Origin of the sequence: Sphaerotilus montanus, from assembly GCF_013410775.1 — a bacterium.
GTDB classification, from domain to species: domain Bacteria; phylum Pseudomonadota; class Gammaproteobacteria; order Burkholderiales; family Burkholderiaceae_C; genus Sphaerotilus; species Sphaerotilus montanus.
This window is the reverse complement of sequence record NZ_JACCFH010000001.1, coordinates 736,132-762,797: the sequence shown is the minus strand read 5'-3', so window position 1 is coordinate 762,797 and position 26,666 is coordinate 736,132. Positions and strand designations below refer to the sequence as shown.

The following is a 26,666-nucleotide window of genomic DNA, read 5'->3' as shown; positions in this document are numbered from 1 at the left end:
GTTGTTCCTGGCGTTCCCTGCTTGCACGACAAAGGAGTCTTCCATGATGAAGCCCAGACTTGCCTCCCTGACCTGTGCCCTGCTGCTCGCCCTGGCGCCACTGGCGCATGCGGTGACGCTCAAGGTGGCCAACCAGGGCGATGCGGTGTCGATGGACCCGCATTCGCTCAACGAATCGCTGCAGCTCAGCTTCACCGGCAATGTCTACGAGCCGCTGGTGGCGCGCGACAAGAAGCTGGGGCTGGTGCCGGGTCTGGCGACCGCCTGGAAGCAGATCTCGCCCACGGTGTGGCGCTTCGAGCTGCGGCCGGGCGTCAAATTCCACGACGGCGCCCCCTTCACCGCCGACGACGTGGTGTTCAGCTTCAGGCGCGTGGCGGGCGACGGCTCCGACATGAAGAGCTACACCTCCAGCATCAAGGAGGTGCGCAAGGTCAGCGACCTGGTGGTCGAGATCGAGACGCTGACGCCGTTCCCGATCCTGCCCGACGTGCTGACGCTGGTCTACATGATGAACCGCGCCTGGTGCGAGACGAACAAGGCCGTGACGCCGGTCGACCGCCGCAAGGGCATCGAGAACCTGGCCTCCTTCAAGGCCAATGGCACGGGGCCTTTCCGCGTCAAGGAGCGCCAGCCGGGTGCCCGCACGGTGCTGGTGCGCAATTTCCAGTACTGGGACAAGGTCGACGGCAATGTCGACGAGGTCGTGTTCACGCCGATCGGCAATGACGCGACCCGCGTGGCCGCGCTGATGTCCGGCGAAGTCGACGTGATGGAGCCAGTGCCGCTGCAGGACGTCGCACGGCTGAACACCAGCCCGGCGCTGACGGTGCTGCAAGGCCCCGAGCTGCGCACCATCTTCCTCGGCATGGACCAGAAGCGCGACGAGCTGCTGTTTTCCAGCGTCAAGGGCAAGAATCCGTTCAAGGACGTGCGCGTGCGCCGGGCCTTCTACCAGGCGATCGATATCGAGGCGATCCGCAGCCGCGTGATGCGCGGCGCGGCGACCCCGACCGCGCTGATGGTGGCTCCGGGCATCCGGGGCTTTGTACCGGAGATGAACAAGCGGCTGCCGTTCGACCCGGAGGCATCGAAGAAGCTGCTGGCCGACGCCGGCTATCCGTCGGGCTTCGAGGTGACGATGAACTGCCCGAATGACCGCTACGTCAACGACGGCGAGATCTGCCAGGCGGTGGCGTCGGGTCTGGCCAAGGTGGGGGTGAAGATCAACCTGCAGGCCGAGAGCAAGGCCACCTATTTCCAGAAGATCCTCAGCCGCAACACCAGCTTCTACCTGCTGGGCTGGACGCCGGGCACCTACGACGCGCACAACGTGCTGAGTTCGCTGATGGCCACGCCGACCGACAAGGGCCAGGGCCAGTTCAACCTCGGCAGCTACAGCAACCCGAAGGTGGACGAGCTGACCCTGAAGATCCAGAGCGAGACTGACCAGCCCAAACGCAACGCGATGATCGCCGAAGCCTTCAAGTTGCACGCCGATGACGTCGGCCACCTGCCGCTGCACCAGCAGGCGCTGGCCTGGGGCATGAAGAAGTCGGTGACGCTGACGCAGCTGGCCGACAACATGATGTTCTTCAAGTGGGTGACCGTGAAGCCATGACGGTGGCGACGACGGCGGTGCGCGGCGGGTGGCGCGACAGCGAGGTCTGGCACAGCTTCACGGGGTCACCCGCCGCGATGGGGGCGGCGTTCGTGTTCGTGGCGTGCCTGATCGCGGCGTTCGGCGCGCCCTGGATCGCGCCGCACAACCCCTTCGACCTCGCCAGCCTCGACCTGATGTCGTCCCGGCTGCCGCCTGCATGGTCGCCGGAGGGCCAGCGGCAATACCCACTTGGCACCGACGACCAGGGCCGCGACATCCTCTCCGCGGTGATGTACGGCGCCCGCATCTCGCTGCTGGTGGGGCTGGCGTCGGTGCTGCTGTCGCTGGTGGTCGGGGTCGGGCTGGGGCTGCTGGCGGGGTTCGTCGGCGGGCGCACGGACGCGCTGATCATGCGCATCTGCGACGTGATGCTGTCGTTCCCGTCGATCCTGGTGGCGCTGCTGATCGACGGCGTCGGCAAGGCGCTCTGGCCGAACGCGCACGACCTGCTGGCGTTCTCGGTGCTGGTGCTGGCGATCTCGTTGACCGGCTGGGTGCAGTACGCCCGCACGGTGCGCGGCTCGACGATGGTGGAGCGGCAGAAGGACTACGTGCAGGCGGCGCGGGTGATCGGGGTCACGCCGCTGCGGATCATGCGCCGGCATGTGCTGCCGAACGTGCTCGGGCCGGTGCTGGTGCTGGCGACCGTGCAGGTGGCCACCGCCATCATCACCGAGGCGACGCTGTCCTTCCTCGGTGTGGGCGTGCCGCCGACCTCGCCGAGCCTCGGCACGCTGATCCGCACCGGCAACGATTTCCTGTTTTCGGGCGAGTGGTGGATCACGGTGTTTCCAGGTGCGATGCTGGTGCTGATCGCGCTGAGCGTGAACCTGCTGGGCGACTGGCTGCGCGATGTTCTCAATCCCCGGCTGCGGTGACTGTTTTGGTGAAACCTCTGCTTGAAGTCGATCACCTGCGGGTGGAATTTGCGCACCGCCACGGCGCGCTGCGGGCGCTGGACGATGTGTCCTTCAGCCTCGCCGCAGGCGAGATCCTCGGCGTGGTCGGTGAGTCTGGCGCTGGCAAGTCGCTGACCGGCGCGGCCATCATCGGCCTGCTCGACCCGCCCGGCCGCATCGCCGCGGGCGAGGTCCGGCTCGACGGCCGCCGCATCGACAACCTGCCGCCCGACGAGATGCGCAAGGTGCGCGGTCGGCAGATCGGCATGGTGTTCCAGGATCCACTGACCTCGCTGAACCCGCTGTTCACGGTCGGGCAGCAGCTCGTGGAAACCATTCAGGCGCACCTCGGTTTCGATCGGCAGGCGGCGCGGGCGAGGGCGGTGCAGTTGCTGGCCGACACCGGCATTCCCGCCCCCGAACAGCGGCTCGACCACTACCCGCACCAGTTCTCCGGCGGCATGCGCCAGCGGGTCGTGATCGCGCTGGCGCTGGCCGCCGAGCCGCGGCTGGTCATCGCGGACGAGCCGACGACGGCGCTCGACGTGTCGATCCAGGCGCAGATCATTGCCTTGCTGAAGCGCGTCTGCCGGGAGCGCGGCGCGGCGGTGATGCTGATCACGCACGACATGGGCGTGATCGCCGAGACCTGCGACCGCGTGGCGGTGATGTACGCCGGGCGCATCGCCGAGATCGGGCCGGTCGGCGCGCTGATCCACCGGCCGGCGCACCCGTACAGCGTCGGCCTGATGGGCGCGATCCCGTCGATGGACGAGGACCGCGAGCGCTTGCTGCAGATCGACGGCGCGATGCCGCGGCTGAACGCGATGCCGACGGGCTGTGCCTTCCATCCGCGCTGCGAACGGGTGGTCGAACGCTGCCGTCGCGAGCGGCCCGAGCTGATGGCGACTGGCGGTGAAACCCGCGCCGCCTGCTGGCGTGTCTCGCCCGGGGCGGCGACCGAGGGGATCGCATGACGGCGCCGCTGGTGGAGGTCCGCGACCTGACGAAGACCTTCGATGTCTCGGCGCCGTGGCTGAACCGGGTGATCGAGCGCCGGCCGCGGCAGTGGGTGCATGCGGTCGATGGCGTCGGCTTCGAGATTCCGAAGGGGCAGACGCTGGCGCTGGTGGGCGAGTCTGGTTGCGGCAAGAGCACGGTGGCGCGCTTGCTGGTCGGCCTGCACGCGCCGACCCGCGGCGAGGTGCGCATCGACGGCCAGCCGCTGCACGCCACGCTGGTCACGCCGCAAGGGCAGGCGCTCAGGCGGCGTTTGCAGATGATCTTTCAGGATCCGTATGCGAGCCTGAACCCGCGCTGGACGGTGGCGGACATCGTCGGCGAGCCGCTGCTGGAACACGGGCTGCTGACCGGCCGCGCGGCGCTGCGCGAGCGGGCGGCTGAGCTGCTGACGCAGGTGGGGCTGGCTGGCGCTGACCTCGACCGCTTCCCGCACCAGTTCTCAGGCGGCCAGCGCCAGCGGGTATCGATTGCCCGCGCCTTGGCGACGAGTCCCGAGTTCCTGGTGTGCGACGAGCCGACCTCGGCGCTGGATGTCTCGGTGCAGGCGCAGGTGCTGAACCTGATGAAGGATCTGCAGCGCGAGCGCGGGCTGACGTATCTCTTCATCTCGCACAACCTCGCGGTGGTGCGGCATGTGAGCGACCGGGTGGGCGTGATGTACCTCGGGCGGCTGGTCGAGGTGGCGGACAAGCGGACGCTGTTTGCCCAGCCGCGCCATCCGTACACGCGGATGCTGCTGGACGCGATTCCCGACATCCGCATGAGCGGCCGGGCGCGCACGCCGGTGCAAGGGGAGGTGCCCGATGCGCTGAACCCGCCCGCGGGCTGTGCGTTCAACCCGCGCTGTCCGCATGCCAACGCGCGGTGCCGCGCGGAGCGGCCGGTGCTGACCGAGGTGGACGGGGTGCGCGTGGCGTGCCACGCGGTGGAAGAGCGGCGGATCTGAGGCGTCCCGCCGCTCGCTTTCTCGTCATTCCCGCGAAAGCGGGAACCTACGGGCTGCGCAACGGGTGGGTCCTCGCATTCGCGAGGATGACGGGGTGGGTCAGCGGCGCAGGGCTCGCGCGCACTCGCTGGCCAGCGCCGGGCCACGGTAGATGAGGCCGGTGTAGACCTGCACCAGATCCGCCCCGGCTTGCCGCTTGGCCTTCGCATCCGCGCCGCTGAGCACGCCGCCCACGCCGATGATCGGGTACGCGCTGCCCAGCTCGGCGCGCAACTGGCGGATCACCTTGTTGCTCGCCTCGAACACGGGCGCGCCGGACAGGCCGCCCGCTTCCTCTGCGTGCTTCAGGCCCTTCACCGCGTCGCGCCCGATGGTGGTGTTGGTGGCGATCACGCCGTCGATGCCGTTGTTCTTCAGCGTCGCGGCGATCACCTTGACCTGCGCCTCGTCGAGGTCGGGCGCGATCTTCACGAACATCGGCACCGTGCGGCCGTGCTCCTTCGCGAGTTGCAGCTTGCGCGCCTGCAAGGCCGACAGCAGTGCGTCCAGCGCCTCGTCGCTCTGCAGCGCGCGCAGGTTCTTGGTGTTCGGGCTGGAGATGTTGACGGTCACGTAGTCGGCGTGCGGATAGACGCCGGCCAGTCCGATCAGGTAGTCATCGACCGCGTTCTCGATCGGCGTGACCGCGTTCTTGCCGATGTTCAGCCCGAGGATGCCGCCCGCGCGGCGGAAGCTGGTCGCGCGCTTCACGTTGGCGAGGAAGCTGTCGAGCCCCTCGTTGTTGAAGCCCAGCCGGTTGATCAGCGCGTTGGCTTCCGGCAGGCGGAACATGCGCGGCTTCGGGTTGCCGGGCTGGCCTTTCGGCGTCACGGTGCCGACCTCGATGAAGCCGAAGCCCATCGCGCCGAGGCCGTCGATGCAGCGGCCGTTCTTGTCCAGCCCCGCGGCCAGCCCGATGCGGTTCGGGAACTTCAGCCCCGCCACCGTCACTGGGTCACTGACACGGCTGTGCGCCCAGAGGCATTGCAGCGGCGAGTTCTGGAAGCGCGCGATCGAGTCGAGCGTCAGTTCGTGGGCGGCTTCCGGGTCGAGTCCGAACAGGAAGGGGCGGGTGAGGGCGTAGGGAACGAGGGCCATAATCGTGCGATTGTCCCCGATTCAATCGCCTTCAATGCCTGCCCCTGCGCACTCCACCATGACCCAAGACGAACTCAAGGCCCTCGTCGGCCAGGCCGCCCTCCAGTACGTGCAACCCGGCTCCGTCGTCGGCGTCGGCACCGGCTCCACCGTCAACAAGTTCATCGACGCCCTTGCGACGGTGAAGGACACGATCCGCGGCGCCGTCTCGTCGTCCGTTGCCAGCACGGCGCGGCTGCAGGCGCACGGCATCCCCGTGTTCGACGCGGCCGAGGTCACCTCGATCCCCGTCTACATCGACGGCGCCGACGAGATCGACGCGGCCGGGAACATGGTCAAGGGCGGTGGTGCGGCGCTGACCCGCGAGAAGATCGTCGCCGACCTGGCCGAGCGCTTCATCTGCATCGCCGACGAGAGCAAGCTGGTGGACGTGATGGGCCGCTTCCCGCTGCCGGTCGAGGTGATCCCGATGGCGGCGGCGCAGGTCGCCCGCCGCTTCCAGGCGGCTTACGGTGGTGACGCGACGTTGCGTCAAGGCGTCGTGACCGACAACGGCAACCACATCCTCGACGTGCGCGGCCTGCAGATCACCGACCCGCTGGCGATGGAGACCGAGGTCAACCAGTGGCCGGGCGTCGTCACCGTCGGCATCTTCGCGCGGCACAAGGCGCGTGTCTGCCTGCTGGGCACGGCCAGCGGCGTGCGCACCATCACGTACTGAGTTCTGCACGGTTCTGCCCTGTTGCGGTGCGGGAACCTCGGGTAAGCACTGGCACGCAACTCGCTATGAAGGGATGAAAGTTGACCGACTGGTCAAGTTTCAGAGTTCCGAAGTCCCCGGAGTCCCTTCATGGCTGAGCACATCGTCCTGACGTCCCATCCCCAGCGGCGCGACCTGTCGAGCACCGAGGTGCATTGGGGCACTTCTAGAAACCGGCCCTGCAGCCCTGAACCTGGTCTGAGCCTGCACAAATCCAGCTCAGACGAGCAGTGGATGACGGCGGCGAGCCCCTGTCCCCGCCGCCGCGGTGCCCCGCGACGGGGTTTTTCCCCTCACGCGGGCTGTGCGGACGGACCTGCGCTCTTGACCAGCCACACCAGCCTGCGCGCGTTGTAGGCCGCGCACTGCAGCGTGATCGCCAGCGCATTGCGCGCCAGCGTCATCGCCCGCACGCACTTGCCGCCCTGCTGGCTCAGCGCCGCGAACACGTGCTCGACCCGCGCCCGCGTGCGGTTGATCGTCTTGTTGCGCTGCTTGAGTCGAACCTTGGCCGTCTGCCCTGGCTTGGCGCGACGCGCGATGCCGTCGGCCAGTCCGTGCTGCTGCAGCGTCTGACGGTTGGCCGCGCTGTCGTAGCCCCGGTCGGCCAGCAGCCGCTTGCGCGTGTTCGCCACCTGCAGCACGTCGGGCAGTTGCTGTCCGTCGTCGGCGTTGGCCGCCGTGATCTTCATCTGGCGGATCAGCTTGTAGCGTGCGTCCACGTTGCCGTGCAGCTTGTAGCCGTAGTACGACTTGCCGTGCTTTTGCGTCCAGCGCGCGTCCCGGTCGGTGTGCGCCAGGCGCTTCTTGCTCCAGCCCTCGGGCGCCTCCCCCTTGTTCAGCGCATCGCGCTCCCGGGCGTTGGCCTGCGTGATCGGCGCCTGCACGATGCTGGCGTCCACGATCTGCCCGCCCCTCGGGATGAAGCCGTGCCGCTGCAACTGCTGGCTCAACGCCTCGAAAATCGCCCGGCCTCCCAGCCCGCCTTCGGCCAGCCGCTGCCGGAAGTTCCACAGCGTGCGTGCGTCCGGAATGTTCAGCGCGCCGTCCAGCCGGCAGAACCGCTGGAAGCTCATCCTGTCCAGCACCTGGTGCTCGCACTGCTCGTCCGACAGGTTGTACAGCCCTTGCAGGAACACCATGCGCACCAGCGCCTCGGTCGGGTACGGCGGGCGTCCGCCCTTGCTGCGGTCAGCGCGAGGGCAGGCCTTGTCCACCGCCGCGGCCATCGCTGCGAAGTCGATCAGTTCGTCCATCGCCGCCAGCGTCTGTACGTAGCCCTCCAGCTTGGCCTTGCGCTGCTGCACCACGAACAGGTCGTCCGCGGCCTCCTCAGGAAAGAAGCTCGATGGCTTGGTGCGGGGTGTGATCATGGGGCGGTATCTTGCCGCAGCGCGCGGCTCAGGCGGCGGTCAGGGTCGGTTTCTAGAAGTGCCCATTGGGGCGCCGCCACCCCCGAGGCCCGCGGCCCGATCATCGCGAGCCTCACCAACCCGGCGCACCGCAACGCCATCGGCTCGCACTCGGGCGCCTACGCCGTCTACCGCGCGCTGGCCATCGCGTCCGGCAAGCTGCAGCGGCTGCACAAGCCCGACCTGACCGACACGGCGCCCGCCGAGCCGATCGGCCCGCATCCGCAGTGGGCCGACCCCGAGAAGATCGTCTCCTTCGACCCCTGGGGTCACCGGGCCGGGCAGGTCTTCAGCGCCCAGATCGCGCAGGGCATCGACGTCCGCCCGACCATCGCGGTCACCAAGGCGCACATCAACATGCCCGAGCTGCTGGCCGCGATCCAGTCCGGCCGGCTGGTGCCCGATGGCGAGATCCTCAACGCCAACGGCGACGTGCGCGTCACCAAGGCGGCGATCGACCCGGTCTGGTACCTGCCGGGCATCGCCAAGCGCTTTGGCATCAAGGAAAGCACGCTGCGCCGCAACCTGTTCGAGCAGACCGCCGGCATGTTCCCGGAACTGGTCACGCGGCCGGACCTGAAGGTGTTCCTGCCGCCGATCGGTGGGATGACGCTGTACTTCTTCGGCGACGTGTCCAAGCTGGGCCAGCCGGAAACCAAGGTGGCCTGCCGCGTCCACGACGAATGCAACGGCTCGGACGTGTTCGGCTCGGACATCTGCACCTGCCGCCCCTACCTCGCGCACGGCATCGAGGTCTGCATCGAGATGGCGCAGCAGGGCGGCGTCGGCGTGGTGATCTACAACCGCAAGGAAGGCCGCGCGCTCGGCGAGGTCACCAAGTTCCTCGTCTACAACGCCCGCAAGCGCCAGGTCGGCGGCGACCGCGCCGAGACGTATTTCGAGCGCACCGAGTGCGTGGCCGGCGTGCAGGACATGCGCTTCCAGGAGCTGATGCCCGACGTCTTCCACTGGCTCGGCATCACGCGCATCGACCGCTGGGCCTCGATGAGCAACATGAAACACGACGCGCTGACGGCGCAGGGCATCGAGGTGGTCGAGCGCGTGCCGATCCCTGATGAGCTGATCCCCGCCGACGCGCAGGTGGAGATGGACGCGAAGAAGGCCGCCGGTTACTTCTCGACCTACACGCCCGACGCCGAAGAGCTGACCGTGGCGAAGGGCCGCGGGCTGGAGGCGTGAGCATGGCGGCATCAACACCCACGCCAGATCCCTGGGGCGGCCCCGGCTGGCACACCCCTGTCCCGGCGGACCACCCGGCGACGCCGCTGCTGAGCGCGCGGGCGGTGCGTGCGCGCAGCCATGCGGTGCTGGACCACGTCGCGGCGGGGCGCTCGCCGCACTGGCGCTGGGAGCCGTCGCGGCTGGCGGCGACCGTCGCGGCGGTGGTCGAGACGACGCGGGCGAGTTACCCGGACCTGCGCGTGCCGGTTCACAGCCGGTGGCGCCATTTCGAGGCGGGTGGCGCGGATCGCTGGGCTGCCCTCGCCGACGCGGCCGGGCTGGCGGGCGAGGCGCAGCGCCTGGAGCGCGCCCGGGTACGCATCGACCTCGTGATCCCGAGCGTGCTGCTTGATGCCGGTGCTGGCGCAGCTTGGCATTACGACGATGCGGCGCATGGCCAGCGCCTGTCGCGCTCGGAAGGGCTGGGCGTGGCGAGCTTCGACTGGTTCGCGCGTGGGGGTTGGTCGGCGGATGCCAAGGCGCCGCTGCGCACCGACGCCGCCGCGCTCGCCGCGGTGACGCCCGACGCGCTGGCCGGTGCGTTCCAGGTGGGCGCCGACAACCCGCTGGTCGGGCTGGACGGTCGGGCTGCGCTGCTGCGGCGGCTCGGCGAAGTGATGGCTGCGACACCCGCGGTGTTCGGTGTGCCGGCGCGGCTGGGCAACATGCTCGATTTCCTGCTGATGCAGGCCGAAGGCGACCGGATCGACGCCGATGTGGTGCTCGGCACCTTGCTGCGCGCGCTGGGCCCGGTGTGGCCTGGGCGGCTGGCGCTGGAGGGCGTCAACCTCGGCGACTGCTGGCACCACCCGGCGACCGCCGATGGCTGGATGCCGTTCCACAAGCTGACGCAGTGGCTGACGTATTCGCTGCTGGAGCCGCTGGCCGACGCGGGCCTGAGCGTCACTGGGCTGGACGCGCTGACCGGCCTGCCCGAGTACCGCAACGGCGGGCTGTTGCTGGACACTGGCCTGCTGATGCCGGCGTCGGGGGCGTTGCCGACCGTGCTGCTGTCGGTGGATGATCCGGCCATCGTCGAGTGGCGGGCGGTGACGGTGGCGGCGCTGGACCTGATTGCGGAAGGGGTCCGGGCCACGCTGGGGCTGTCGGCCGAGGCGTTTCCGCTGGCGTGTGTGCTGGAAGGCGGCACCTGGGCGACCGGACGCCGACTCGCCGCCGCCCGCCGACCGGGGGGCGCGCCGCCGCTCAACATCGCCAGCGATGGCACCGTTTTTTGACGATCCAACGTTTTTGACAAGGAGAGCCGCCATGTCTTCAGTCCATGTCGTGGACCACCCGCTGATGCAGCACAAGCTGACCTATGTGCGCAGCCAGGACACCACCACCGACAACTTCCGCCGCCTCGTGCGCGAGATTGCCGCGATGCTGGCCTACGAAGTCACGCGCGATCTGCCGACCGAGCTGATCGACATCCAGACGCCGGTGGCCGCGATGCGCTCGCCGGTGATCAGCGGCAAGAAGCTGTGCCTGGTGTCGATCCTGCGCGCGGGCAACGGGATGCTCGACGGCATGATCGACCTGCTGCCCGGCGCCCGCGTCGGCCACATCGGGCTGTTCCGCGACCCGACCACGCTGGAGCCGATCGAGTACTACCTGAAGCTGCCCGAGGACATCCAGGAGCGCACCGTCATCGTCGTCGACCCGATGCTGGCGACCGGCAACTCGGCGGTGGCGGCGCTGCACCGGCTGAAGGAGGCGGGGGTGACGAGCCTGAAGATGGTCTGCATGATCGGCTCGCCCGAGGGTGTGAAGGCGCTGACCGAGGCGCACCCGGACGTGTCGCTGACGCTGGCCGCGATCGACGATCACCTCAACGACCACGGCTACATCGTGCCCGGCCTGGGCGACGCGGGCGACCGGATCTTCGGCACGAAGTGACCATGCCGACCGCGCGCGGCGGGCGCATCCGGCAGGCGCGCGAGGCCGACATCCTGCGCGCGGCGGCCGGTGTCTTCGCCGCGGAAGGGTTTGCCGGCGCGACGATGCAGGACATCGCGGCGGCGGCCGGTCTGCCCAAGGCGAGCCTGCACTACTACTTCCGCCACAAGCAGGCGCTGTACCGCGCGGTGCTGGCCGACCTGCTGCACGACTGGCTCGCCCCGGCCGACGCGCTCACCGCCGACCGCCACCCGCACGACGCGCTCGGCCACTACATCACCGAGAAGATGCGCCTCACCGCCGAGCGGCCCGAGGCGTCGCGGCTGTTCGCCAGCGAGGTGCTGCGCGGCGCGCCCGAGATCGGCGACCTGCTGCGCACCGAGCTGCGCGCGCTGGTCGAGGACAAGGTGCGCGTCATCGACGGCTGGAAGGCGCGCGGCTGGATCGCGTCGGACGTGGACGCGACGCACCTGTTCTTCACGGTCTGGGCCGCGACGCAGACGTATGCTGACTTCGACGCGCAGGTCTGCGCCGTGCTGGGCGTGGCGCGGCTCGGCCCCGACGACCTGCAGCGCGCCACCGACCATGTGCTGCGGACCGTGCTGCGCGGCTGCGGTGTCACCACGCCTCGTCATCCTCGCGAATGCGAGGATCCACCCCAGGAGATCCGCTCCGATGCTTGACCTGATCCTGCGCCACTGCACCCTGCCGGACGGCCGGCGCGACCACGACATCGGCGTCCGCGACGGCCGCATCGTCGCCGTCGAACCCGCGCTCGCTGCCACCGCCGCCGAGGAAGTCGATGCCGCCGGCCAGCTCGTCACGCCGCCGTTCGTGGACGCGCATTTCCACATGGACTCGACGCTCAGCTACGGCCTGCCGCGCGTCAACCAGAGTGGCACGCTGCTGGAGGGCATCGCGCTGTGGGGCGAGCTGAAGCCGACGCTGACGCAGGACGCGATCGTCGAGCGGGCGCTGGCGTATTGCGACTGGGCGGTGGGCAAGGGGCTGCTGGCGATCCGCAGCCATGTGGACGTGTGCGATCCGCGCTTGCTGGCGGTCGAGGCGTTGCTGCAGGTGCGCGAGCGGGTGAAGCCGTACCTGGACCTGCAGCTCGTCGCCTTCCCGCAGGACGGCGTGCTGAGGTCGCCTGGTGCGCTGGCGCTGCTGAAGCGGGCGCTGGACCTGGGCGTGGACGTGGTCGGCGGCATCCCGCATTTCGAGCGGACGATGGGCGAGGGCGCGGAGTCGGTGCGCCTCCTGTGCGAACTGGCGGCCGAGCGCGGGCTGCGGGTGGACATGCACTGCGACGAGACGGACGACCCGCTGAGCCGGCACATCGAGACGCTGAGTTTCCACACGCAGCGGCTGGGTTTGCAGGGCCGGGTGGCGGGGTCGCACCTCACGTCCATGCACTCGATGGACAACTACTACGTCTCCAAGCTGCTGCCGCTGATCGCCGAGGCGGGGGTCGCGGCGATCGCCAATCCGCTGATCAACATCACGCTGCAGGGTCGCCACGACACGTACCCGAAGCGCCGCGGCATGACGCGGGTGCCAGAGCTGCTGGCCGCGGGCGTGCCGGTCGCGTTCGGGCACGACTGCGTGATGGACCCGTGGTACAGCCTGGGCAGCGGCGACATGCTGGAGGTTGCGCACATGGGCCTGCACGTCGCGCAGATGACCTCGCAGGCGGCGATGCGGCAGTGCTTCGACGCGGTGACGACGACGCCGGCGCGGATCCTCGGGCTGGAGGGCTACGGGCTGGACGTGGGGTGCCGGGCGGACCTGGTGCTGCTGCAGGCGCGGGATGTGGTCGAGGCGCTGCGGCTCAGGGCGCACCGGCTGCTGGTGCTGCGGGCGGGGCGGGTGGTGGCGCGCAGCGAGCCGGTGGTGACGCGGCTCGACCTGCCCGGCCGCGCCGCCACGCTGCGCGGCTGATCCAGCCGCTACCGCTTGCAGAACACCGCGACCACGCCACCACGCCCCGCGTCATCGTCCTCGCCATCGGTGAGCTTCAGGCTGCGCGTGAACGTGACCATGTAGGCGCACTGCGGCCAGCCGCTGGTGTTCAGGTGCACCTGGCCGTGGCCGCCGCGCACCGAGCTGAACTGGTCCGGTGGCACCGGTGGCACGCCCAGACCCGGCAGCGTCGGCGTGCCGCCCGGGATCGGGGCGGACGTCGAGATGCCCAGCGCCCACGTGCTCACCAGCGCGTGGTCCATCGTGTAGCGCAGGTCGACCATGTTGGTGATGCCCTCGCACGGCGTCGCGCCCGGTGCGGTGAACTGGTCGAGGCTGAACTCGGCGACCTCGATCCAGTTGTTGACGTGCAGCCGGTCGAGCTGGTTGCCGAGCGTCGCGCCGGGGCCGGAGACCGGGGCGGCCTCGAAGAAGATCGAGACATCGACGCCGTTCTTCAGGGCTGCGGCGGGGATCGCGTTGCCGGCCCCTGCGCCGATGGCCGTGCCGCCCGGCACCAGCGCGTTGGTGTTGACGCGCAGCAGCGGCCCGGAGAAGCCCTGGTTGGTGGCGTCCGGCGGCATCGTGACCCAGCCGTCGGCGTCCGGCTGCTGCAGCAGCGGCGGCATCGGGCCCCACGATCCGGGCGGCGGTCCGGGCGGCGCGGCGGGGAAGGGCGCCGGCATCGGCCCGGTGTAGCCGCCGGACGGCACGACCCAGATGTCCTGTGGGCGGGTGGCCGGATCGCCCGGCAGGCCGTAGTTCCACGTCACCGGCCGGGTGCCGACCTTCTGCGCGACGACCATCGCCGGCCCGGTGATCGGCGCAGGCGCGGCCAGGCTGCCGGTCGGGCGCCACAGGAAGCGGTAGCGCAGCGGCTGGCTGGTGGCGGGGTGGCGGGTCGGGCAGTCGCCGACGAGGCGGGGGCTTTGCCAGAAACCGTAGCCGGGGCCGCCGTGCTGGTTGGGGAAGCCGGCGGGCTGGGCGGTGGTGGTCAGGCCGGTGCTGCTGTCGATGTCGCTGTAGAGGTTGAAGTCGCCGACGCGGGTGAACCAGGCGTGTTCGACGGGCGGCGCTTCCTTCACGCACAGCGCGACGCAGCAGCAGGGGCCGACGTTCTCGCGCCCGGGGGCGCGGCCCTGGCTGGAGGGCTCGGTCAGCAGCGGGGTGCCGGAGGGGCCGTCGATGCGGAAGTAGACATCCGGGCCGCCGATCAGCTCGATGTTGATCCAGGTGCCGCGCCGGAAGTCGGCGCCGAGGTAGTCGATGCGGAACTTGCCCGAGGCGTCGGTCAGGCCCGAGCCGATGGGGTCGTCGGCCAGCCAGTCGCGGTCCAAGGCGTAGACGGTGAGGCCTTCGGCGGCCTGGCCGGTGCTGCAGACGGTGACGCGGCCGCAGAGGACCCAGGCGTCGAACAGCGCGCGGATGTAGCACCAGAAGCGCCGGGCCAGGCAGTGGTCCCAGGCGGCGATCTGGTCGTTCTCGCGCTGGCGCCACTGGGGCTGGACGGTGGTGATGGTGAACTGGACGGGGCCCTTGGGCGGGGGTTCGGGGCGGCGGTGCGGCACGGTGCCGCAGTGGACATCGACCTCGAAGGCTTCGCCGGCGTACTGCTGGTCGTCGCCCAGCCGGGCGGTGAAGTGGCCGGCCTCGTCGGTCGTGCACTCGGCGAGCAGGGCGCCGGACTTGGCGCGGACCTGCTCGTCGGTGAGCACGGCGAAGGTGTCCTTGGTCTCGGCGACGGCGAGCCGGGTGGCGTCCTGGTCGCTGCGCAGGCGGTAGAGCCGGACCTGGACATTCGCCAGCGGCTCGAAGCAGTCGTCACACAAGGCGCCACACAGGCGACCGCGAAAGAGGTAGGCCATGGTCTGCTCCTGGGGGTCTGATCGATGGATCGAGACTGCTTGTAGTCCTCCGGGGTCGGAGCGTCATCCTCAATGCTGTGGATGGGGAGCGATCAGGCTTGAATAGTGCAAAATTACAATTTTCATTATTTGCATTTCAGGAATGAGCGCCATCCCACCGTCGAAATCCTGTTCCCCGCGCCTGCAAAACGCCCTTCAACAAACCCGCTGGTTGGCTCGCCGATTGGCGGCCGCGGTCGGCCTTGCCTTGCCGATGGTCGCGTCGGTGGCCGCGCAGACGGCCACGACCGGCGTAGGGGTGATCAGCTACTGGGGAAGCACCGATACCGCGCTCTACGACCAGTTGCCGGCCAGCAGCCTGGCGGTTGTCAACCCGGATAGTGGCGTCTTCGTCGCGGCAGGCCAGACGACCACACTGGTGCCGGACCTGCTGACGTGGCGCACCCTGTCCGACCGCGCGGCCTCGCGTGGTGTGCAGCTGCTCGGCTACGTGCCGACGGGTTATTTCAACCACACCTGCAATGTCCCGGGCAAGTGCCAGACCTGGGAACGGATCGAAGCCCAGATCGCGGCCTACTTTGCCCAGATGCCGTCGCTCGGCGGCATCTTCTTCGACGAGGCCGCTCCCTCGACCTGGAATTGCAGCGTCTTCGTCACCGAATACCAGCAACTGCGTGCCCTGGTGGCCAAGTACCGCCCGGGCGCAAAAATCGCGTTCAACGCGGGTGTGCCGGACAACTGTGTCGTCGGCGGTGCCCTGGCTGGCGAGACGGTGGTGCTGTTCGAGAGCAGTGCCACCGACTACACCGCGCAAGCCACCCAGATCAGTAACGCCACTGCGGTGGCCCGCACCAAGGGTGTGCAGACCTGGCACCTTGTCCACAGCGTCTCGACGCGGGCCGACATGATCAAGTTGGTCAGCAGCGCGCGCCAGATGCAGACCAATCTGGTGTACATCACCAGCATCGGTGGCAACTGGCAGGCTGGGGAGAATACCTGGGGTTCGCTGCCGGTCTACTGGGCCAGCGAGGTCCAGCAAATCCAGGGCGTAGCCCCAGGTCTGAACTGGGGCAGCATGACCAAGAAGCTGGCCAACTACAGCAGCTACCTGTGCCTGCGTGGTACCGGCACCCGACTCGACCAACAGTCCTGTGCCAGCACCACGGCCTGGACCTTGACCGTGCAGACCGTTTCCGGGCTGCCGTATTACCAAGTGCGCTATGGCAACAAGTGTGCAGCACAGCCCTCTGTTGGCAGCACAGCGCTGACCTGGGCTACCTGCTCGGCTACCGCGGCCAGCCAGATGTGGGCCCTGAGGCAGTCTGGCAGCCTGCTCTACTTCGAGAACCGTCAGAGTGCCCAGGTGCTGTCGATGCCTGGCACCACCGCCGGTTCGACCGCCATCGCCGAGAACTACAGTGGCGCGGCACGCCAGTTGTTCTACTTCCAGTAAAGAAAATGCCCTGGAGCGTTGATTCTCCAGGGCATTTTTGCGGCTCGGCGAACTCTTGCGAGCTTTGCCGAACGCTTGACTGGGCCGGGGCCAACATGATCAGCCACCTAAGTAACTGATCCTGAACGTATTTTCAGTTTCTTGCTTCAGGTTCTTCATGGCCGGTTCTTCCTTCCGGGATTGCGGGTCTGGCTGGTCGGTGGCCCCTGTCGGGGTCGTGTCTTGCACCAGGGCGAAGGGGTCGGGCGCATCTGCTGCAGGACTTGAACCCGGATCGGTCCACATACCCCCCTGACGTATTTAGGGGTGCATCGCTACCTTGACTTCAAAACAGACGGGGACAACGGGGACACGGGGACGGGTCGCCCGCTTGTGCCCGATTGGGTGCGCATGGGTTCACGCCGACGTTTTCCAGCCGGGGACACTGCCGGGGACAGGTCGCAAAGTGCCGGGGACAGAACCCGGGGACGGGCAGGGAACACGGGGTCCGGCCCGGGTTCAGTGGTCACTTCGGGGTGCCCGACTGGTCCCGGCTGGCCGTTTTTGCCTGAAATACCCTGTAGGGGTATGGTTCGGCGTGCGTGTTCTTGTGCATCAGTGCCGACACCCCGCAGCACCGGCAACGGGTGCCGATCGTGTCGGCGTGGTCTGCCAGGACAACACGAACCGGGGCGGCCCCGGCTGGTCGATCGGCTTCGCATGAAACTTTGTTTCAGCTTTCCGAGTGGGTTGGTTTCATGATGCGCCGTGGTTTTACCCCGATAAACGCGATCACTAGCGATAACCTTCACTTATCGCTAGTGATAAACCGCGTGTTTCCGGGTCGCGTTTTGGGGTGTGAACAGGCACCCGCTGTAACTCGGAAGGGGTGCTGGGAACAGGAAAGCCGGCACGCGGCCGGCTTCTGGTGTCGGGTCGATCTGTGGTCAGTGCAGGATCTCGGGCTTGATCGCGTAGACCTTCACCTTCCCACCCTCCCCGGGCAGGCGCTGGGTGATGGTGCAGCGGTCTGCCTCGTGGCGCAGGTGCCCAGCGTCTCGCAGTGCAAGTGCCACCTTGCGGGCGTCCAGTCCGTTGCAGATGACTTCCGCGAACGTGTACGGGCTGATGACGTATTCGGCCGGCTGGGTGCGTCGGAAGTCGGACACCCGCGGCCGTGCGCCATCCGGACGGGTCAGGACCAGCGCCCGGACCTCGCTCAGCTCGGGCAGCGCCGCGCCGTGCTGCTGCAGCCAGTCGCGCACGATGGCCACCAACTCGCCCGGGTCGGGCTGGTCGGGTGTCTGCTTGGGGGCCGGTTCGGGCACCAGGTGCAGCAGGTCGGGCGCGATCTCTTGGACCACGGCCCGCACGGCAGCGTCACGGGCCGGACCTCGAAGGCCCCGCGCTTTCACCGCCGTGCCCGCCACGTCGAACACGTCCCGCACTCGCCGGGCATGGTCGCCCATGCTGTAACCGCCAGTCTTGCGGATCGACGGCAGCACCTCGCCCGTGACCCAGCGCCGGAACTGTCGGGCTTCAGGCTTGCGGCTTTTCAGGATCGCCGCGTACAGGCCGGATTCGCTGATGATGGTCATCTCTTGCGGCCCGCCAAGGGTCTGCACAGTTGACAGCCCCTTTTCGTCGTCATCGAGGTGGCGAGTCATCGCGGCCGTTTCGCTGTAGTCCAGCACGGCCGCCAGATCGGCGGCCACGAACCACGGTTCACCGTCGCGCAGCACGGCACGCACGGGCAGGGTGTCGAAGATGAAGGGGATGATGTTCACGGGGGTTCCTTTCGGTCAGGGTGTTTGAAGTGGGCGCCGACAGTGCTGGCGCTCGTCGGGGCGCGGTCGTGCGGGCTTCAGCTCCACGCTTTCAGCAGCTCCGCTATGGCCCGCGCTTGCAGTTCTCGTTTCTCGCTCCGCTTGCGCGGTGGGTCGCCCTCCTTGCGCAGCCGATACAGCACGGGGGGGCGAGTCTGGCCGGGAATCCCGCGGGCTACGCCCACGTTCACCAGCTCGCCGCGCCTGTATGCCTCCCCCACTGCGCGGTGAAGCAGTCGCAGATCCCCCGGCGCCAGTGCCGCACCGATCACCCCCCGGCGTGCCAGCTCTTCAGCCACAGTGCGCCAGGTCATCGGCTCAGACTGGCCCCCGAATACCTCCAGCATCGCAATCGTGACCTCACTGCGTGGCCGGGCCATGCTCTCTCCTGTTCGTGTGTGAGTCGCGCATGCGCATGCAGCCCGCTTCCATGAGGGGCACCCGTTGCCGCAGGTCGCGCCCGGGCCGAGCGTGCGCTGACACCAGCGCCAGCCGGCCCCGCATCTCCACATCGAAGCTCAGCCAGGCGCGACCCCGCGCCACGTCGTTCAACAGCCGGGGCGCGGTCGTGCTGGCGCTGGTTGCCGTCTTCACCAGCGTGACCAGTGGGAACAGCACCGGCAGCAGCGCCAGCACCCACCTGTCACGGCCTGGCAGCGCCACGGGTTCGGGCCGGCCGTCGCCGTGGCGCTCGATCGTGCAGGACAGGTGCCAATCCAGCCCGCACAGGCTCACGACGAACCGCAGCGCCGCCGTGCCGCTGTCCACCTCGGCCAGCACCTGCGCAGCGCGGCCGGGCTGCTCTTGTTCCAGGAACTGACGGGCCAGGGCTTCCAGGCCGATCAGGGCGCGATCCGCTGCACCCGCTCCGGATGCCAGCGTTTTCGGGGTGGCCATCATGATTCCAGCGCCTCCACGTCAACGGAGAAGATCGACGGCAGGATGTGGAAGATCTTGGTCTTCCCGATGCCCGGCAGGCGGGCACTGTTCGTCAGCCGGTCGCGTTCGTGCTTGAGGCACCCGGCATCCTTCAGCACCTGCGCCACGAAGTCAGGGCGCAGGCCCTTGCACATCTCGGTGCGGAACTGCTCGGGGAGTACCAGGTACTCCAGGGACAGGCCCTCATCGTCCACGGTGCGTGAACCGTCAGATGCCCGGGCGTCGCAGTAGTCATCGGCGGTGGTGCGCTTGATCGGCTCGCCCTTGTCGTCCACCCAGCGTTTGAACCCGGCCCGAAGCGCCGTGTTCGGTCGGTGGTCGTCGGTGGCCCGGTGCATCCAGGTGAACAGCGCGTCCCCGTTCTTTTCCAGCCAGCCCCGCACCTGCAGCACGGCCGCGACCTTCTCCCCGCTGCCCGAGTGCCCGCGCCCCGCCAGCCAGTCGGAGAAGCAGCGCCGCGCCCCTTCGATCGCCTCGCCCGCTTCCCAGCCTGTCAGGCCCGCCCGCGTGGCCAGCTCGCCCGCTGCAGCGGCCAGGGCGAAGCGCCGGGCCACCCGCCACACCTGCGGGTGCGCGTACTGCGGAACCGCCAGCGTCTCGAACTGGTTGACCAGTTCGCCCGCTGCGCCCTCGATGTCGCCCATGTGGTCGGCCAGGTGCTGCAGCCACTTGCGGCCCGCGTGCCCGTAGTGGGCGGCCGTGACCTTCTGCAGCGTGTCGGAGAAGTCGCGGCCGTTGTCCAGGTCGTGCAGCTCTTCCAGCATGCCCAGCCCGGCCCCGGCATCGGCCGTGATCGACGGCATGCGCACCTCTTGCCCCTCGTTGATCTTGCGGCCAGCCTCGCGCATGTAGTCGCTCAGGCTCTTCTCTCCGCTGCTCAGGAACAGCAGGCGCCAGGTGCGAACCTTCCGGGTCAGCCCGCCGCGGGTCGCCCGTCCCTTCTCCATCTCGTTGCCCAGCAGGTAGACGCATTCACCGACGATGCGGCCGTCTGCCTGCCCGATCTCGTCCAGGATCAGCGGCAGGTCGCAATGCTGCGCCGCCACGCTCTCCAAGGCGTTGTCCGTCTGGCGCCACTGCTTCTTGAACTTGTGCGGCCCCCACACGCTCGCGGCCGTGAGTAGGGCAGTGGTCTTGCCGAGGCTGGAATCCCCCTGCAAGTGGAACCCGCCCGTCGCCACGCCCAGCGCGTTCGACAACGGGGCCGCGAAGGCGCACGACAGCACGAACGACAGGCGGCTGTTCCCTGCGCAGCGCCGGGCCACGCCGTCGCGCCAGGCGTCGAAGTCGCCCCCGGTAGCCAGCGTGTCCTCCACGCTGCTTTCGGACTGGAACACGTACAGCCGGCCCGCGCCCTCGGGGCCGACGGTGGTGCTCGGGGTCACGAACACGCCGCCGTCGTGCCAGCCGGTGCGGTCGGTGCTGGTGATGCGCTCCCTTACCTCGCGGCTGTCGATGTACTGCGCCAGGAGCGCACGGGCGCCCTTGGTGGTGCTGGTGCGCAAGCCCATGTCCCGCAGGCGGGCGAACCACTCCGCACCGTCGCCGCCCAGCGCTGCGGCCGGGATCGCCCAGACCTTCAGGCGGCCGTCGCGGTCGGTGAACTCGCTCAGGAACCCCCAGCCGTTGCCGTCCGTGGCGCGGCTGATGGCCGTGATGTGCAGCGGGGCGGCCAGCCAAATCGGCTTCTTCCGGTTGCCCTCGGAGTCGCGGGGCACGTACCACACGCCGTCATCGTCCAGGCGGAACCAGTCTTTGCCTGCGCTGGTGTCGTCATCAGCGCCAGCATCCCCAGCGCTGGCGCTGCGGCCCGTGCTGGCCTTGCCGCGTGGCTTGCGGGGCTTGGCGCCCGCGCTGGCGCTGGCGGCCGGGCCGGGGTCGCCCGGGATCGGGTCCGGGCAGTCGTCACCAGTCGGGCCGGGATCTTCCGAGCACCAGGGCAGGGGGTCGCCTTCGGGGTGGCTGGCGCTGGTGTCGCCCGCGTCGGCGGCAGGCTGGGCAGCGTCGGCGTGTGCAGGCGCCTGCACAGCCGTGCCGATCAGCGCCGCCACGGCCTCAAGCCCGGCGTGCGCAGCCAGGTCGTTGAAGTCGCTGGCACCTTCCGGCAGTGGCTCGGGGAAGCACACCCGCACCGGCCCGGCGTTGGCGGCCCGTGCGGCAGCGGCTGCAGCCTTGCGGCCGGGGTTGCCCTTGCCGCGTGCCTCGGTCGGCTTGTCGTCGTCGCCGCAGACCAGCAGCAGCGCGGTCGGATGCTGCGCCCGCAGCGCCTGGGCGATGTGGCGCAGGTTGCCGCCGTCGAAGCACACGGCCACGGGGTGCCCGGTCGCCTCGTGCAGCGTCGCGGCCGTGGCGTAGCCCTCGCCCAGCAGGATCACCAGCGCCGCGCCGGGCGCCGGCTCGCCGATGGTGCCGACCAGGTGGAACAGGCCCGTCTTGCGGGATCGCACCTTGTCCTTTCCGCCCTTGCGCGGTGGTGGCCCGTACAGCTTGTTCCCGATCACCTCGCCGGATTCGCGGTCTACCAGGTCGGCGGGTAGCAGGCGCTGCAGGCTCCACAGCTCGCCCGCCGTGTCGCGCATGGGCACCAGGGCCGTGCCGTCGCGCAGGTAGCGCAACCCGTGGCCCTGCACGCCCTTGCGGGTGAGGTACGGGCAGCCGGTGGCCGGTGGTGGTGTCTCGCTGGCGCTGTCCCACAGCTTCCGGCAGCGCTGCGCCGCCTCGTGGTGTTCGGCCTGCAGCGCCTCGGCTTCCTCGGCGTCACGCCGCTCGCGGGCGGCCCGTTCGGCGGCCAGCTCGTCAGCGGTGCGGGCAGGGCGCCCGGCCCGGGGTGTCGTGCCATCGGCGGCCAGCTTGGGCAGCTTGAACCCGTACTGCTTGGCGATGTGGAAGAGCGTCCCGACCTTCACCGGCCCGCCCTTGCAGACGCTGCGCCAGGTCGCGGCGTCCTCGGTGGCGCTGGCGCCTTGCCGGCGTCCTGCCCATGCCTTCCAGGCGTCGGCGCCTGACGTGCCCAGCCCGTCGAAGACCGCGAAGGCGACACGCACCCGCTCATCGTGCGGGATGTCGGGCGGGATGAAGCTCAGGGCGTCATCGATCAGGGCCGGCGTGATCTCGCGTTCGGGGCGGGTCATCGGGTCACCTCGTCGAACAGGTTGCCCTGTGTGCGGCCTTCAGGGCGCGACACCAGCACGTACAGCATGGTCCGGCGTCGCGTGCCTGCCTTGGTCAGTTCGGCGCCGCGTCGTTTGGCGATGACGTACCCAAGCCCGCGCCGCATCTCGGACAGCAGTTTCGTGACGCTGCCCGGGTCGCAGGCGTGCTCGATCTCGCTGCGGGTGGCCCCGTCCGGGCGGGTATCCAGGTAGTCGGCTACCCGGGTCGCCTGTGCTCTCCGGCTGTCGTTCAGTGGCCCCATGTGCAGGGGCTGGGTGTCGCTGGGTTCGGTCATACCTTGCCCCTTTGGGTCGCAAGCTGGCGCGGTTTGCCGGGCTTGGATCGGGCCAGCAGGCTGCCATTCGTAGCCAGGTAGACCGACAGCACGCCCGGATAAACGCAGGTCACCCGCAGCGGGATTCCGTCGGTCCATTGGCCCGTGACGCCATCCGTTCGGCGAACCCCGAGGTTCACCCGCTCATCGAAAGCGAAGAGGGGCGCCCTTGCCCGGATCAGGTCGTCCGCCAGCGCCAGCAGTTCAGCCGGTGCGTGGAACTCCCATTCAGGCATGAACCGTGGGTTTGCCACGATCGGACAGCCAGGAAGAGATTCAGCCGCCTGCAAACCCGTGATCTCACAGTAAACCCGCATGACACCGGGGTATGCGAACACGGCCCGGTATTTCATGCTGATGGTGGCGCTCAATCTCGCCTCGCTGGTCAGCGCACGCGGTCGGGAATCCATGTAGTCGGCCGCCAGGCGCAGCAGGTCGGCCGGTGAGGTGAATTCATTCATCGCGGTTTCCTCCTGCCTTGTCGCCGTCGCAGGCGCCTGCGCGGATAAGGAATCTGTCCACCTCGGCCAGGCCGGGCAGCATGCGGGACATACACCCGCGGCTGACTAGGAAGGCCGGGGTGCCCTCTATTTCGGTCGGGGTGATGGAATACCCCAGCGATCGGGCGCGGTCGCTGGTGCGCTGGTATTCGGTCGGCTCGCCGTGGTCTGAATCGCCCACACCGGCGGCTGACCGGGATTCGGTCGTGTGTTTCATGGTCTGCTATCTCAGGGGTGCGGCCAGCGATTGACGGGGCAGGGAGGCACCAAGGGAAAGCCTCTTCGGGCTGGGTGCGGTGTCGGTGCTGGCGCTGGTTGCGTGATGGTCAGGGGTCAGGCGTCGGCCTGTGCTTGGTCCACCAGATCAGCCGGCTTGGTGAGCTTGTCGGCTTGGCGCTCCATCCAGGCATCTACCTGCGATTCGTCCCAGACCGCGCAGCGGGCAGACAGCTTGATCGCTGGCGGGAATGGGTCGATCTTGTCGCGCATGCGGGCATACAGCCACGTCTTGCCGGTCTGGGTCTTGTCCAGCACTTGCCGCAGTCTCAGCCATTGCTGCTTGGCGATTGCCGCTTTCTTGGCTTCCAGGGTGCCCGGCAGGCGTTGGACATTGCTTGAGGGGGTGGTTATGTTCATGTTGGCGCTGGTTCGTTCGTGGTTGATCTGACGGGTCGGATCATGGGTTCCTAAGTCTTGCGACGTAAACCCGTGTGTTTCTTGGTTTTCGTGGGTTTGGCGTCGTGACGACTCATGCCGCGACTTCGCAACTGTTCAAGTGTCAACCCCCTCCCTAGCTTTCTTGCCTCTCTGTACAACTCTTCCGCTCTGGTCGCTCCTTCTCCTACCTCTCTTCCAATCTCTTCCCAAAGCGCTTTATTTACTGATCGCAATGGATTTTCTTGTATTTTCTTTGAAAATAGATTGATTACTTTGGTTGTGTTTATCCGTGCCCTTCTGAATAAGGCTAAATTTGTTCCCTTAGGTAAAGGTGGCCCGAATGCTTCATCCCATGTTCTAACACGGCCATGCGCTGCGCTCCGATATTCTCTCAAGAATGCATACGCTAACCATAAAGGGGCCACGAGATCATTTTGAATGCACAGCGCCACACCTTTTAAGGGGTGCTCTTTATAATAATCTTTGCGCTTCTCTAATTCTTGTGCAGTAATAAACTGCACTAATGCTGGTATTGTATTTAAGTCTGTTTCGTGTAGGTTATTTAATTTTTCCGCTTCTGCAAGTGTTGATGTAAATGGGTCAAATGGTTTTTTTGTCCAATAGTTTTCTGTAGAGAATTCTAAATATATATCACACCATGTGCTTTCTTCTTGGGTGGTTGATTCCATATGCTCACTGTCCAGTAAAAATACTGACCTCTTATGATTTGAGGTCAGTTGTTTCAGGCGCTTTCGTGGGGTTGCCGTGCTCAGCCTCGCGCCCGTCGTGCCATTGCCTCAGCACTGCCTGACACGCTGACCAGTCCCGCAACGTGGCGGAACACATCGCTGAAGTGCCACAGCAGGCCCGGCAGTTGATCCGCCGACTGGAATGCACCGTTTGCGCGGTCGCCCTTGTCTGTGAACACCAGGCACCCGAGTCTTTCGGCCACACCGGCGGCCCTGTCTGAGATGTCATAAGCCAGCTCGCCGGCTTGGTTCGCAACGTGCTGCAGCTCGTCGGCGCTCATGGTCAGCGCAGCCCGCTGGAAGAGCGTTTCCAGCAGGTCACAGGGGTTCAGCGGTTCAGGTGGTGTGCGGGTGGCGGCTTGCGTTGCTTGGTCGATCACAGGTGTTTCCATGGTTGTCGCTGAAGGGTGTGGTGCGTGGGTGACGGTCATCGTGTCCCCCGATCGATGGCGATGACCCGGAAGGCACGTTCACGCAGCACCAGGCGCCGAACGGCCGCAGAGAAGAACAGGCGGGTTGTCCTGGTCAAGTTATTTCGCACAGCCCGATAGGTTGTGTGATTGCCGATTGATGCTCGAAGGCATTGGGTGGCAAGTTGCCCAGTGTGGAGTGCAGACGCACGCTGTTGTAGAAGCTGACGATGTAGTCGGCGATGTCGCTCGTGGCCTCGGCATGGTTGGCGTAATCGCGCTGCCAGACGCGCTCCATCTTGAGGTTCAGGAAGAAGCGCTCCATCACCGCGTTGTCCCAGCAGTTGCCCTTGCGGCTCATGCTGCCGACCAGGCCGTGTCTGGCCAGCAGCGCCTGATGCGCCGCGCTGGCGTACTGGCTGCCGCGATCCGTGTGGACGATCAAGCCCGGCGCAGGTTGGCGCTGCACGATGGCCAGTTGCAACGCCCGGCACACCAGCCCGGCCTGCATGTCCGGGGCCATCGCCCAGCCCACCACCTTGCGCGCAAACAAGTCCAGCACCACCGCCAGATACAGCCAGCCGCTGCGCGTGCGGATGTAGGTGATGTCGGCGACCCAGGCCTGATCGGGCCGCGTCGGGTTGAACTGTCGGGCCAGCACATTGGGCGAGATCGGCAGCGCGTGTTTGCTGTCGGTCGTGTGCACGAACTTGCGCTTCCACGTCGAGCGCAGACCATGCTGGCACATCAAACGGCGCACGCGGTAGATCCCCATGACGATGCCACGCGAGGCCACCGCCGTGCGCAGCCGTCGGCTGCCGTACGCCCCGCCGCTGGCCGCAAATGCCGCCTTCAGTTGCACGCTGGCCTCGCACACCGCCGGCTGCATTCGGCTGCGCCTGCGGGCCGCGTAGTAGCCCGAGCGGCTGATGCCCAGCACCCGGCAAACCTGCTCCACCACCGCGGCCTTCTCTTGCAGTTGCCCGACGAGCTTGAAGCTCATCGCAGTTCCCGGGCAAAGAAGGCCGATGCTTTTTTTAAAACTTCTACGTCGCCCCGGAGTTGCTTGTTCTCGGCTTCGAGCTGGCGGATGCGCTGGTGCTCCGCCGTCAACGGCTTGCCGATGCCAGGCTGCCCCAGCTGTTCCGCATCGGCCTGTGCCAGCCAGCGCCGCACCGCCGTCTCGCCCAGCTTCATGTCCCGGCAGACCTCGCCAATGCCCAGGCCCTGCGACCGGATCATCTGCACGATCTGCAGCTTGAAGCTCGCGTCAAAGACTCTTCGTTTCGTGTTCGTCACGTTCGTTGTCCAGGTGATTTCCACCTATCGGTGTGTGCGAAATCATTAGACCAGGACAGAGTTCTCTCCTCTCTCTCATCTGTCCCCGGCTGTCCCCGGTCTGTCCCCGTTGCCTCTCCCTCTGGTGTCCCCGGTCTGTCCCCGGCAGATCCTGACGGCCTGAGGCTGTCCTAAGTGCTTGATTCCATTGGTGTTTCTGGTGTCTGCGCAGGGCTGAAACCCGGTTTGTCCCCGGTGATGTGTGCATGTTCCAGCCTGAGAGATTCGCCGTAGTTCGCGCAAGTCGTTGATTTCGCTGGTCTTTCTGCTTTGGTGCCAGCGCTTCCGCATGTGTCGCGCGTAGGGAAACCCGCGCCGCCGCCTCTCCCCGGCGGCCACGGGATGCACCGGCAGGCCGGCCAATCCAGTCACCTGCAGCAGCCAACACGGACAGGCTGACGCCTGCCAGGAATACCTAGCCAGACAGACGAAGCCCGGCCACAGGGGCCGGGCTGGTGGTGTGCGTGAGGTCGTGCCGGGTCAGGGGCGTGGCGGTCTGCCAGCAGTCAGCACCAGGCAG

At 67.8% G+C, this 26,666-nt stretch carries 24 protein-coding genes and 1 pseudogene; 11 read left to right on the top strand and 14 right to left on the bottom strand.

Annotated elements, in window-relative coordinates; translation table 11 throughout:
* Positions 1–46 precede the first annotated feature (46 nt).
* Genes BDD16_RS03315 through BDD16_RS03300 form a run of 4 tightly spaced genes read left to right on the top strand, consistent with a single transcriptional unit; the run spans position 47 to position 4,531 of the window.
* Positions 47–1,621, top strand: coding sequence for an ABC transporter substrate-binding protein (locus tag BDD16_RS03315; protein ID WP_179632630.1), 1,575 nt, complete (start codon positions 47–49; stop codon positions 1,619–1,621).
* Positions 1,618–2,541, top strand: a complete 924-nt coding sequence (locus BDD16_RS03310) for an ABC transporter permease (RefSeq protein WP_179632629.1) — start codon at positions 1,618–1,620, stop codon at positions 2,539–2,541. Before BDD16_RS03315 ends, BDD16_RS03310 begins: the two co-directional genes overlap by 4 nt.
* Before the next feature lie 8 nt (positions 2,542–2,549).
* Positions 2,550–3,539 (top strand): ABC transporter ATP-binding protein, encoded by a 990-nt coding sequence (locus BDD16_RS03305; protein WP_179632628.1) that lies wholly within the window; start codon positions 2,550–2,552, stop codon positions 3,537–3,539.
* Entirely contained in the window at positions 3,536–4,531 is a 996-nt protein-coding gene (locus BDD16_RS03300; protein ID WP_179632627.1) for an ABC transporter ATP-binding protein, read from the top strand. Before BDD16_RS03305 ends, BDD16_RS03300 begins: the two co-directional genes overlap by 4 nt.
* A 99-nt stretch (positions 4,532–4,630) precedes the next feature.
* On the opposite strand, the gene BDD16_RS03295 is transcribed toward BDD16_RS03300, so the two are convergent.
* Positions 4,631–5,668 carry a quinone-dependent dihydroorotate dehydrogenase gene (locus tag BDD16_RS03295; RefSeq protein WP_179632626.1) on the bottom strand — a complete coding sequence of 346 codons (1,038 nt, stop codon included), beginning with the start codon at positions 5,666–5,668 and terminating at the stop codon, positions 4,631–4,633.
* A 58-nt stretch (positions 5,669–5,726) separates the two neighbouring features.
* Here BDD16_RS03295 and rpiA point away from each other — a divergent pair, with 58 nt between their 5' ends.
* A complete protein-coding gene (gene rpiA, locus BDD16_RS03290) occupies positions 5,727–6,389 on the top strand; it encodes a ribose-5-phosphate isomerase RpiA (RefSeq protein WP_179632625.1) in 663 nt (220 codons plus the stop codon).
* A 332-nt stretch (positions 6,390–6,721) separates the two neighbouring features.
* On the opposite strand, the gene BDD16_RS03285 is transcribed toward rpiA, so the two are convergent.
* Entirely contained in the window at positions 6,722–7,801 is a 1,080-nt protein-coding gene (locus BDD16_RS03285) for an IS5 family transposase (protein ID WP_179632624.1), read from the bottom strand.
* Between the two features lie 63 nt (positions 7,802–7,864).
* Between BDD16_RS03285 and BDD16_RS03280 the strand changes: the two are divergent.
* The 5 genes and pseudogenes from BDD16_RS03280 to BDD16_RS03260 all read left to right on the top strand — a co-directional run.
* A pseudogene (locus tag BDD16_RS03280) lies at positions 7,865–9,040 on the top strand (GTP cyclohydrolase II); the annotation flags it as partial.
* 2 nt (positions 9,041–9,042) lie between these two features.
* Positions 9,043–10,320, top strand: coding sequence for a DUF1688 family protein (locus tag BDD16_RS03275; protein WP_179632623.1), 1,278 nt, complete (start codon positions 9,043–9,045; stop codon positions 10,318–10,320).
* Positions 10,304–10,981, top strand: a complete 678-nt coding sequence (gene upp, locus BDD16_RS03270) for a uracil phosphoribosyltransferase (protein WP_179632622.1) — start codon at positions 10,304–10,306, stop codon at positions 10,979–10,981. The genes BDD16_RS03275 and upp overlap by 17 nt, the downstream gene beginning before the upstream one ends.
* A gap of 2 nt (positions 10,982–10,983) precedes the next feature.
* Entirely contained in the window at positions 10,984–11,664 is a 681-nt protein-coding gene (locus BDD16_RS03265) for a TetR/AcrR family transcriptional regulator (RefSeq protein ID WP_179632621.1), read from the top strand.
* Complete coding sequence (locus tag BDD16_RS03260; RefSeq protein ID WP_179632620.1) at positions 11,657–12,922, top strand: amidohydrolase family protein; 1,266 nt, start codon at positions 11,657–11,659, stop codon at positions 12,920–12,922. The genes BDD16_RS03265 and BDD16_RS03260 overlap by 8 nt, the downstream gene beginning before the upstream one ends.
* 8 nt (positions 12,923–12,930) lie before the next feature.
* On the opposite strand, the gene BDD16_RS03255 is transcribed toward BDD16_RS03260, so the two are convergent.
* Positions 12,931–14,808, bottom strand: coding sequence for a hypothetical protein (locus BDD16_RS03255; RefSeq protein WP_179632619.1), 1,878 nt, complete (start codon positions 14,806–14,808; stop codon positions 12,931–12,933).
* A gap of 142 nt (positions 14,809–14,950) precedes the next feature.
* Here BDD16_RS03255 and BDD16_RS03250 point away from each other — a divergent pair, with 142 nt between their 5' ends.
* Positions 14,951–16,261, top strand: a complete 1,311-nt coding sequence (locus BDD16_RS03250) for a spherulation-specific family 4 protein (RefSeq protein ID WP_179632618.1) — start codon at positions 14,951–14,953, stop codon at positions 16,259–16,261.
* Between the two features lie 926 nt (positions 16,262–17,187).
* Here BDD16_RS03250 and BDD16_RS22785 read toward each other — a convergent pair.
* The 11 genes from BDD16_RS22785 to BDD16_RS03195 form a co-directional block, all read right to left on the bottom strand.
* A complete protein-coding gene (locus BDD16_RS22785; RefSeq protein ID WP_218897678.1) occupies positions 17,188–18,027 on the bottom strand; it encodes a BRO-N domain-containing protein in 840 nt (279 codons plus the stop codon).
* A 77-nt stretch (positions 18,028–18,104) separates the two neighbouring features.
* Positions 18,105–18,446, bottom strand: coding sequence for a hypothetical protein (locus tag BDD16_RS03240; RefSeq protein WP_179632617.1), 342 nt, complete (start codon positions 18,444–18,446; stop codon positions 18,105–18,107).
* Positions 18,427–18,963 (bottom strand): hypothetical protein, encoded by a 537-nt coding sequence (locus tag BDD16_RS03235; protein ID WP_179632616.1) that lies wholly within the window; start codon positions 18,961–18,963, stop codon positions 18,427–18,429. The genes BDD16_RS03240 and BDD16_RS03235 overlap by 20 nt, the downstream gene beginning before the upstream one ends.
* Entirely contained in the window at positions 18,963–22,136 is a 3,174-nt protein-coding gene (locus BDD16_RS03230; RefSeq protein ID WP_179632615.1) for a DUF927 domain-containing protein, read from the bottom strand. The genes BDD16_RS03235 and BDD16_RS03230 overlap by 1 nt, the downstream gene beginning before the upstream one ends.
* On the bottom strand, positions 22,133–22,453 hold the full coding sequence (locus tag BDD16_RS03225; RefSeq protein ID WP_179632614.1) for a hypothetical protein: 321 nt from the start codon (positions 22,451–22,453) through the stop codon (positions 22,133–22,135). The genes BDD16_RS03230 and BDD16_RS03225 overlap by 4 nt, the downstream gene beginning before the upstream one ends.
* Entirely contained in the window at positions 22,450–22,953 is a 504-nt protein-coding gene (locus BDD16_RS03220) for a hypothetical protein (protein ID WP_179632613.1), read from the bottom strand. Before BDD16_RS03220 ends, BDD16_RS03225 begins: the two co-directional genes overlap by 4 nt.
* A complete protein-coding gene (locus BDD16_RS03215; protein WP_179632612.1) occupies positions 22,946–23,209 on the bottom strand; it encodes a hypothetical protein in 264 nt (87 codons plus the stop codon). Before BDD16_RS03215 ends, BDD16_RS03220 begins: the two co-directional genes overlap by 8 nt.
* A 116-nt stretch (positions 23,210–23,325) precedes the next feature.
* Positions 23,326–23,628, bottom strand: coding sequence for a helix-turn-helix transcriptional regulator (locus BDD16_RS03210; RefSeq protein ID WP_179632611.1), 303 nt, complete (start codon positions 23,626–23,628; stop codon positions 23,326–23,328).
* A gap of 50 nt (positions 23,629–23,678) precedes the next feature.
* Positions 23,679–24,338 (bottom strand): hypothetical protein, encoded by a 660-nt coding sequence (locus tag BDD16_RS03205; RefSeq protein WP_179632610.1) that lies wholly within the window; start codon positions 24,336–24,338, stop codon positions 23,679–23,681.
* Positions 24,339–24,418: 80 nt separating this feature from the next.
* Positions 24,419–24,829 carry a hypothetical protein gene (locus BDD16_RS03200; RefSeq protein WP_179632609.1) on the bottom strand — a complete coding sequence of 137 codons (411 nt, stop codon included), beginning with the start codon at positions 24,827–24,829 and terminating at the stop codon, positions 24,419–24,421.
* A gap of 94 nt (positions 24,830–24,923) precedes the next feature.
* Positions 24,924–26,125 (bottom strand): IS3 family transposase gene (locus BDD16_RS03195; protein ID WP_375139092.1). Its coding sequence is split into 2 segments (ribosomal slippage): positions 24,924–25,837 and positions 25,837–26,125, totalling 1,203 coding nucleotides; the frame shifts between segments, so codons are not numbered across the junction.
* Positions 26,126–26,666 lie beyond the last annotated feature (541 nt).

What these genes read in the sequence shown, in the direction of transcription:
- BDD16_RS03315 (WP_179632630.1), top strand. Translation starts at nt 47, where the DNA reads ATGAAGCCCAGACTTGCCTCCCTGACCTGTGCCCTGCTGCTCGCCCTG.
- BDD16_RS03310 (WP_179632629.1), top strand. Translation starts at nt 1,618, where the DNA reads ATGACGGTGGCGACGACGGCGGTGCGCGGCGGGTGGCGCGACAGCGAG.
- BDD16_RS03300 (WP_179632627.1), top strand. Translation starts at nt 3,536, where the DNA reads ATGACGGCGCCGCTGGTGGAGGTCCGCGACCTGACGAAGACCTTCGAT.
- BDD16_RS03295 (WP_179632626.1), bottom strand. Translation starts at nt 5,668, where the DNA reads ATGGCCCTCGTTCCCTACGCCCTCACCCGCCCCTTCCTGTTCGGACTC.
- rpiA (WP_179632625.1), top strand. Translation starts at nt 5,727, where the DNA reads ATGACCCAAGACGAACTCAAGGCCCTCGTCGGCCAGGCCGCCCTCCAG.
- BDD16_RS03285 (WP_179632624.1), bottom strand. Translation starts at nt 7,801, where the DNA reads ATGATCACACCCCGCACCAAGCCATCGAGCTTCTTTCCTGAGGAGGCC.
- BDD16_RS03275 (WP_179632623.1), top strand. Translation starts at nt 9,043, where the DNA reads ATGGCGGCATCAACACCCACGCCAGATCCCTGGGGCGGCCCCGGCTGG.
- upp (WP_179632622.1), top strand. Translation starts at nt 10,304, where the DNA reads ATGGCACCGTTTTTTGACGATCCAACGTTTTTGACAAGGAGAGCCGCC.
- BDD16_RS03265 (WP_179632621.1), top strand. Translation starts at nt 10,984, where the DNA reads ATGCCGACCGCGCGCGGCGGGCGCATCCGGCAGGCGCGCGAGGCCGAC.
- BDD16_RS03260 (WP_179632620.1), top strand. Translation starts at nt 11,657, where the DNA reads ATGCTTGACCTGATCCTGCGCCACTGCACCCTGCCGGACGGCCGGCGC.
- BDD16_RS03255 (WP_179632619.1), bottom strand. Translation starts at nt 14,808, where the DNA reads ATGGCCTACCTCTTTCGCGGTCGCCTGTGTGGCGCCTTGTGTGACGAC.
- BDD16_RS03250 (WP_179632618.1), top strand. Translation starts at nt 14,951, where the DNA reads ATGAGCGCCATCCCACCGTCGAAATCCTGTTCCCCGCGCCTGCAAAAC.
- BDD16_RS03240 (WP_179632617.1), bottom strand. Translation starts at nt 18,446, where the DNA reads ATGGCCCGGCCACGCAGTGAGGTCACGATTGCGATGCTGGAGGTATTC.
- BDD16_RS03235 (WP_179632616.1), bottom strand. Translation starts at nt 18,963, where the DNA reads ATGGCCACCCCGAAAACGCTGGCATCCGGAGCGGGTGCAGCGGATCGC.
- BDD16_RS03230 (WP_179632615.1), bottom strand. Translation starts at nt 22,136, where the DNA reads ATGACCCGCCCCGAACGCGAGATCACGCCGGCCCTGATCGATGACGCC.
- BDD16_RS03225 (WP_179632614.1), bottom strand. Translation starts at nt 22,453, where the DNA reads ATGACCGAACCCAGCGACACCCAGCCCCTGCACATGGGGCCACTGAAC.
- BDD16_RS03220 (WP_179632613.1), bottom strand. Translation starts at nt 22,953, where the DNA reads ATGAATGAATTCACCTCACCGGCCGACCTGCTGCGCCTGGCGGCCGAC.
- BDD16_RS03215 (WP_179632612.1), bottom strand. Translation starts at nt 23,209, where the DNA reads ATGAAACACACGACCGAATCCCGGTCAGCCGCCGGTGTGGGCGATTCA.
- BDD16_RS03210 (WP_179632611.1), bottom strand. Translation starts at nt 23,628, where the DNA reads ATGAACATAACCACCCCCTCAAGCAATGTCCAACGCCTGCCGGGCACC.
- BDD16_RS03205 (WP_179632610.1), bottom strand. Translation starts at nt 24,338, where the DNA reads ATGGAATCAACCACCCAAGAAGAAAGCACATGGTGTGATATATATTTA.
- BDD16_RS03200 (WP_179632609.1), bottom strand. Translation starts at nt 24,829, where the DNA reads ATGACCGTCACCCACGCACCACACCCTTCAGCGACAACCATGGAAACA.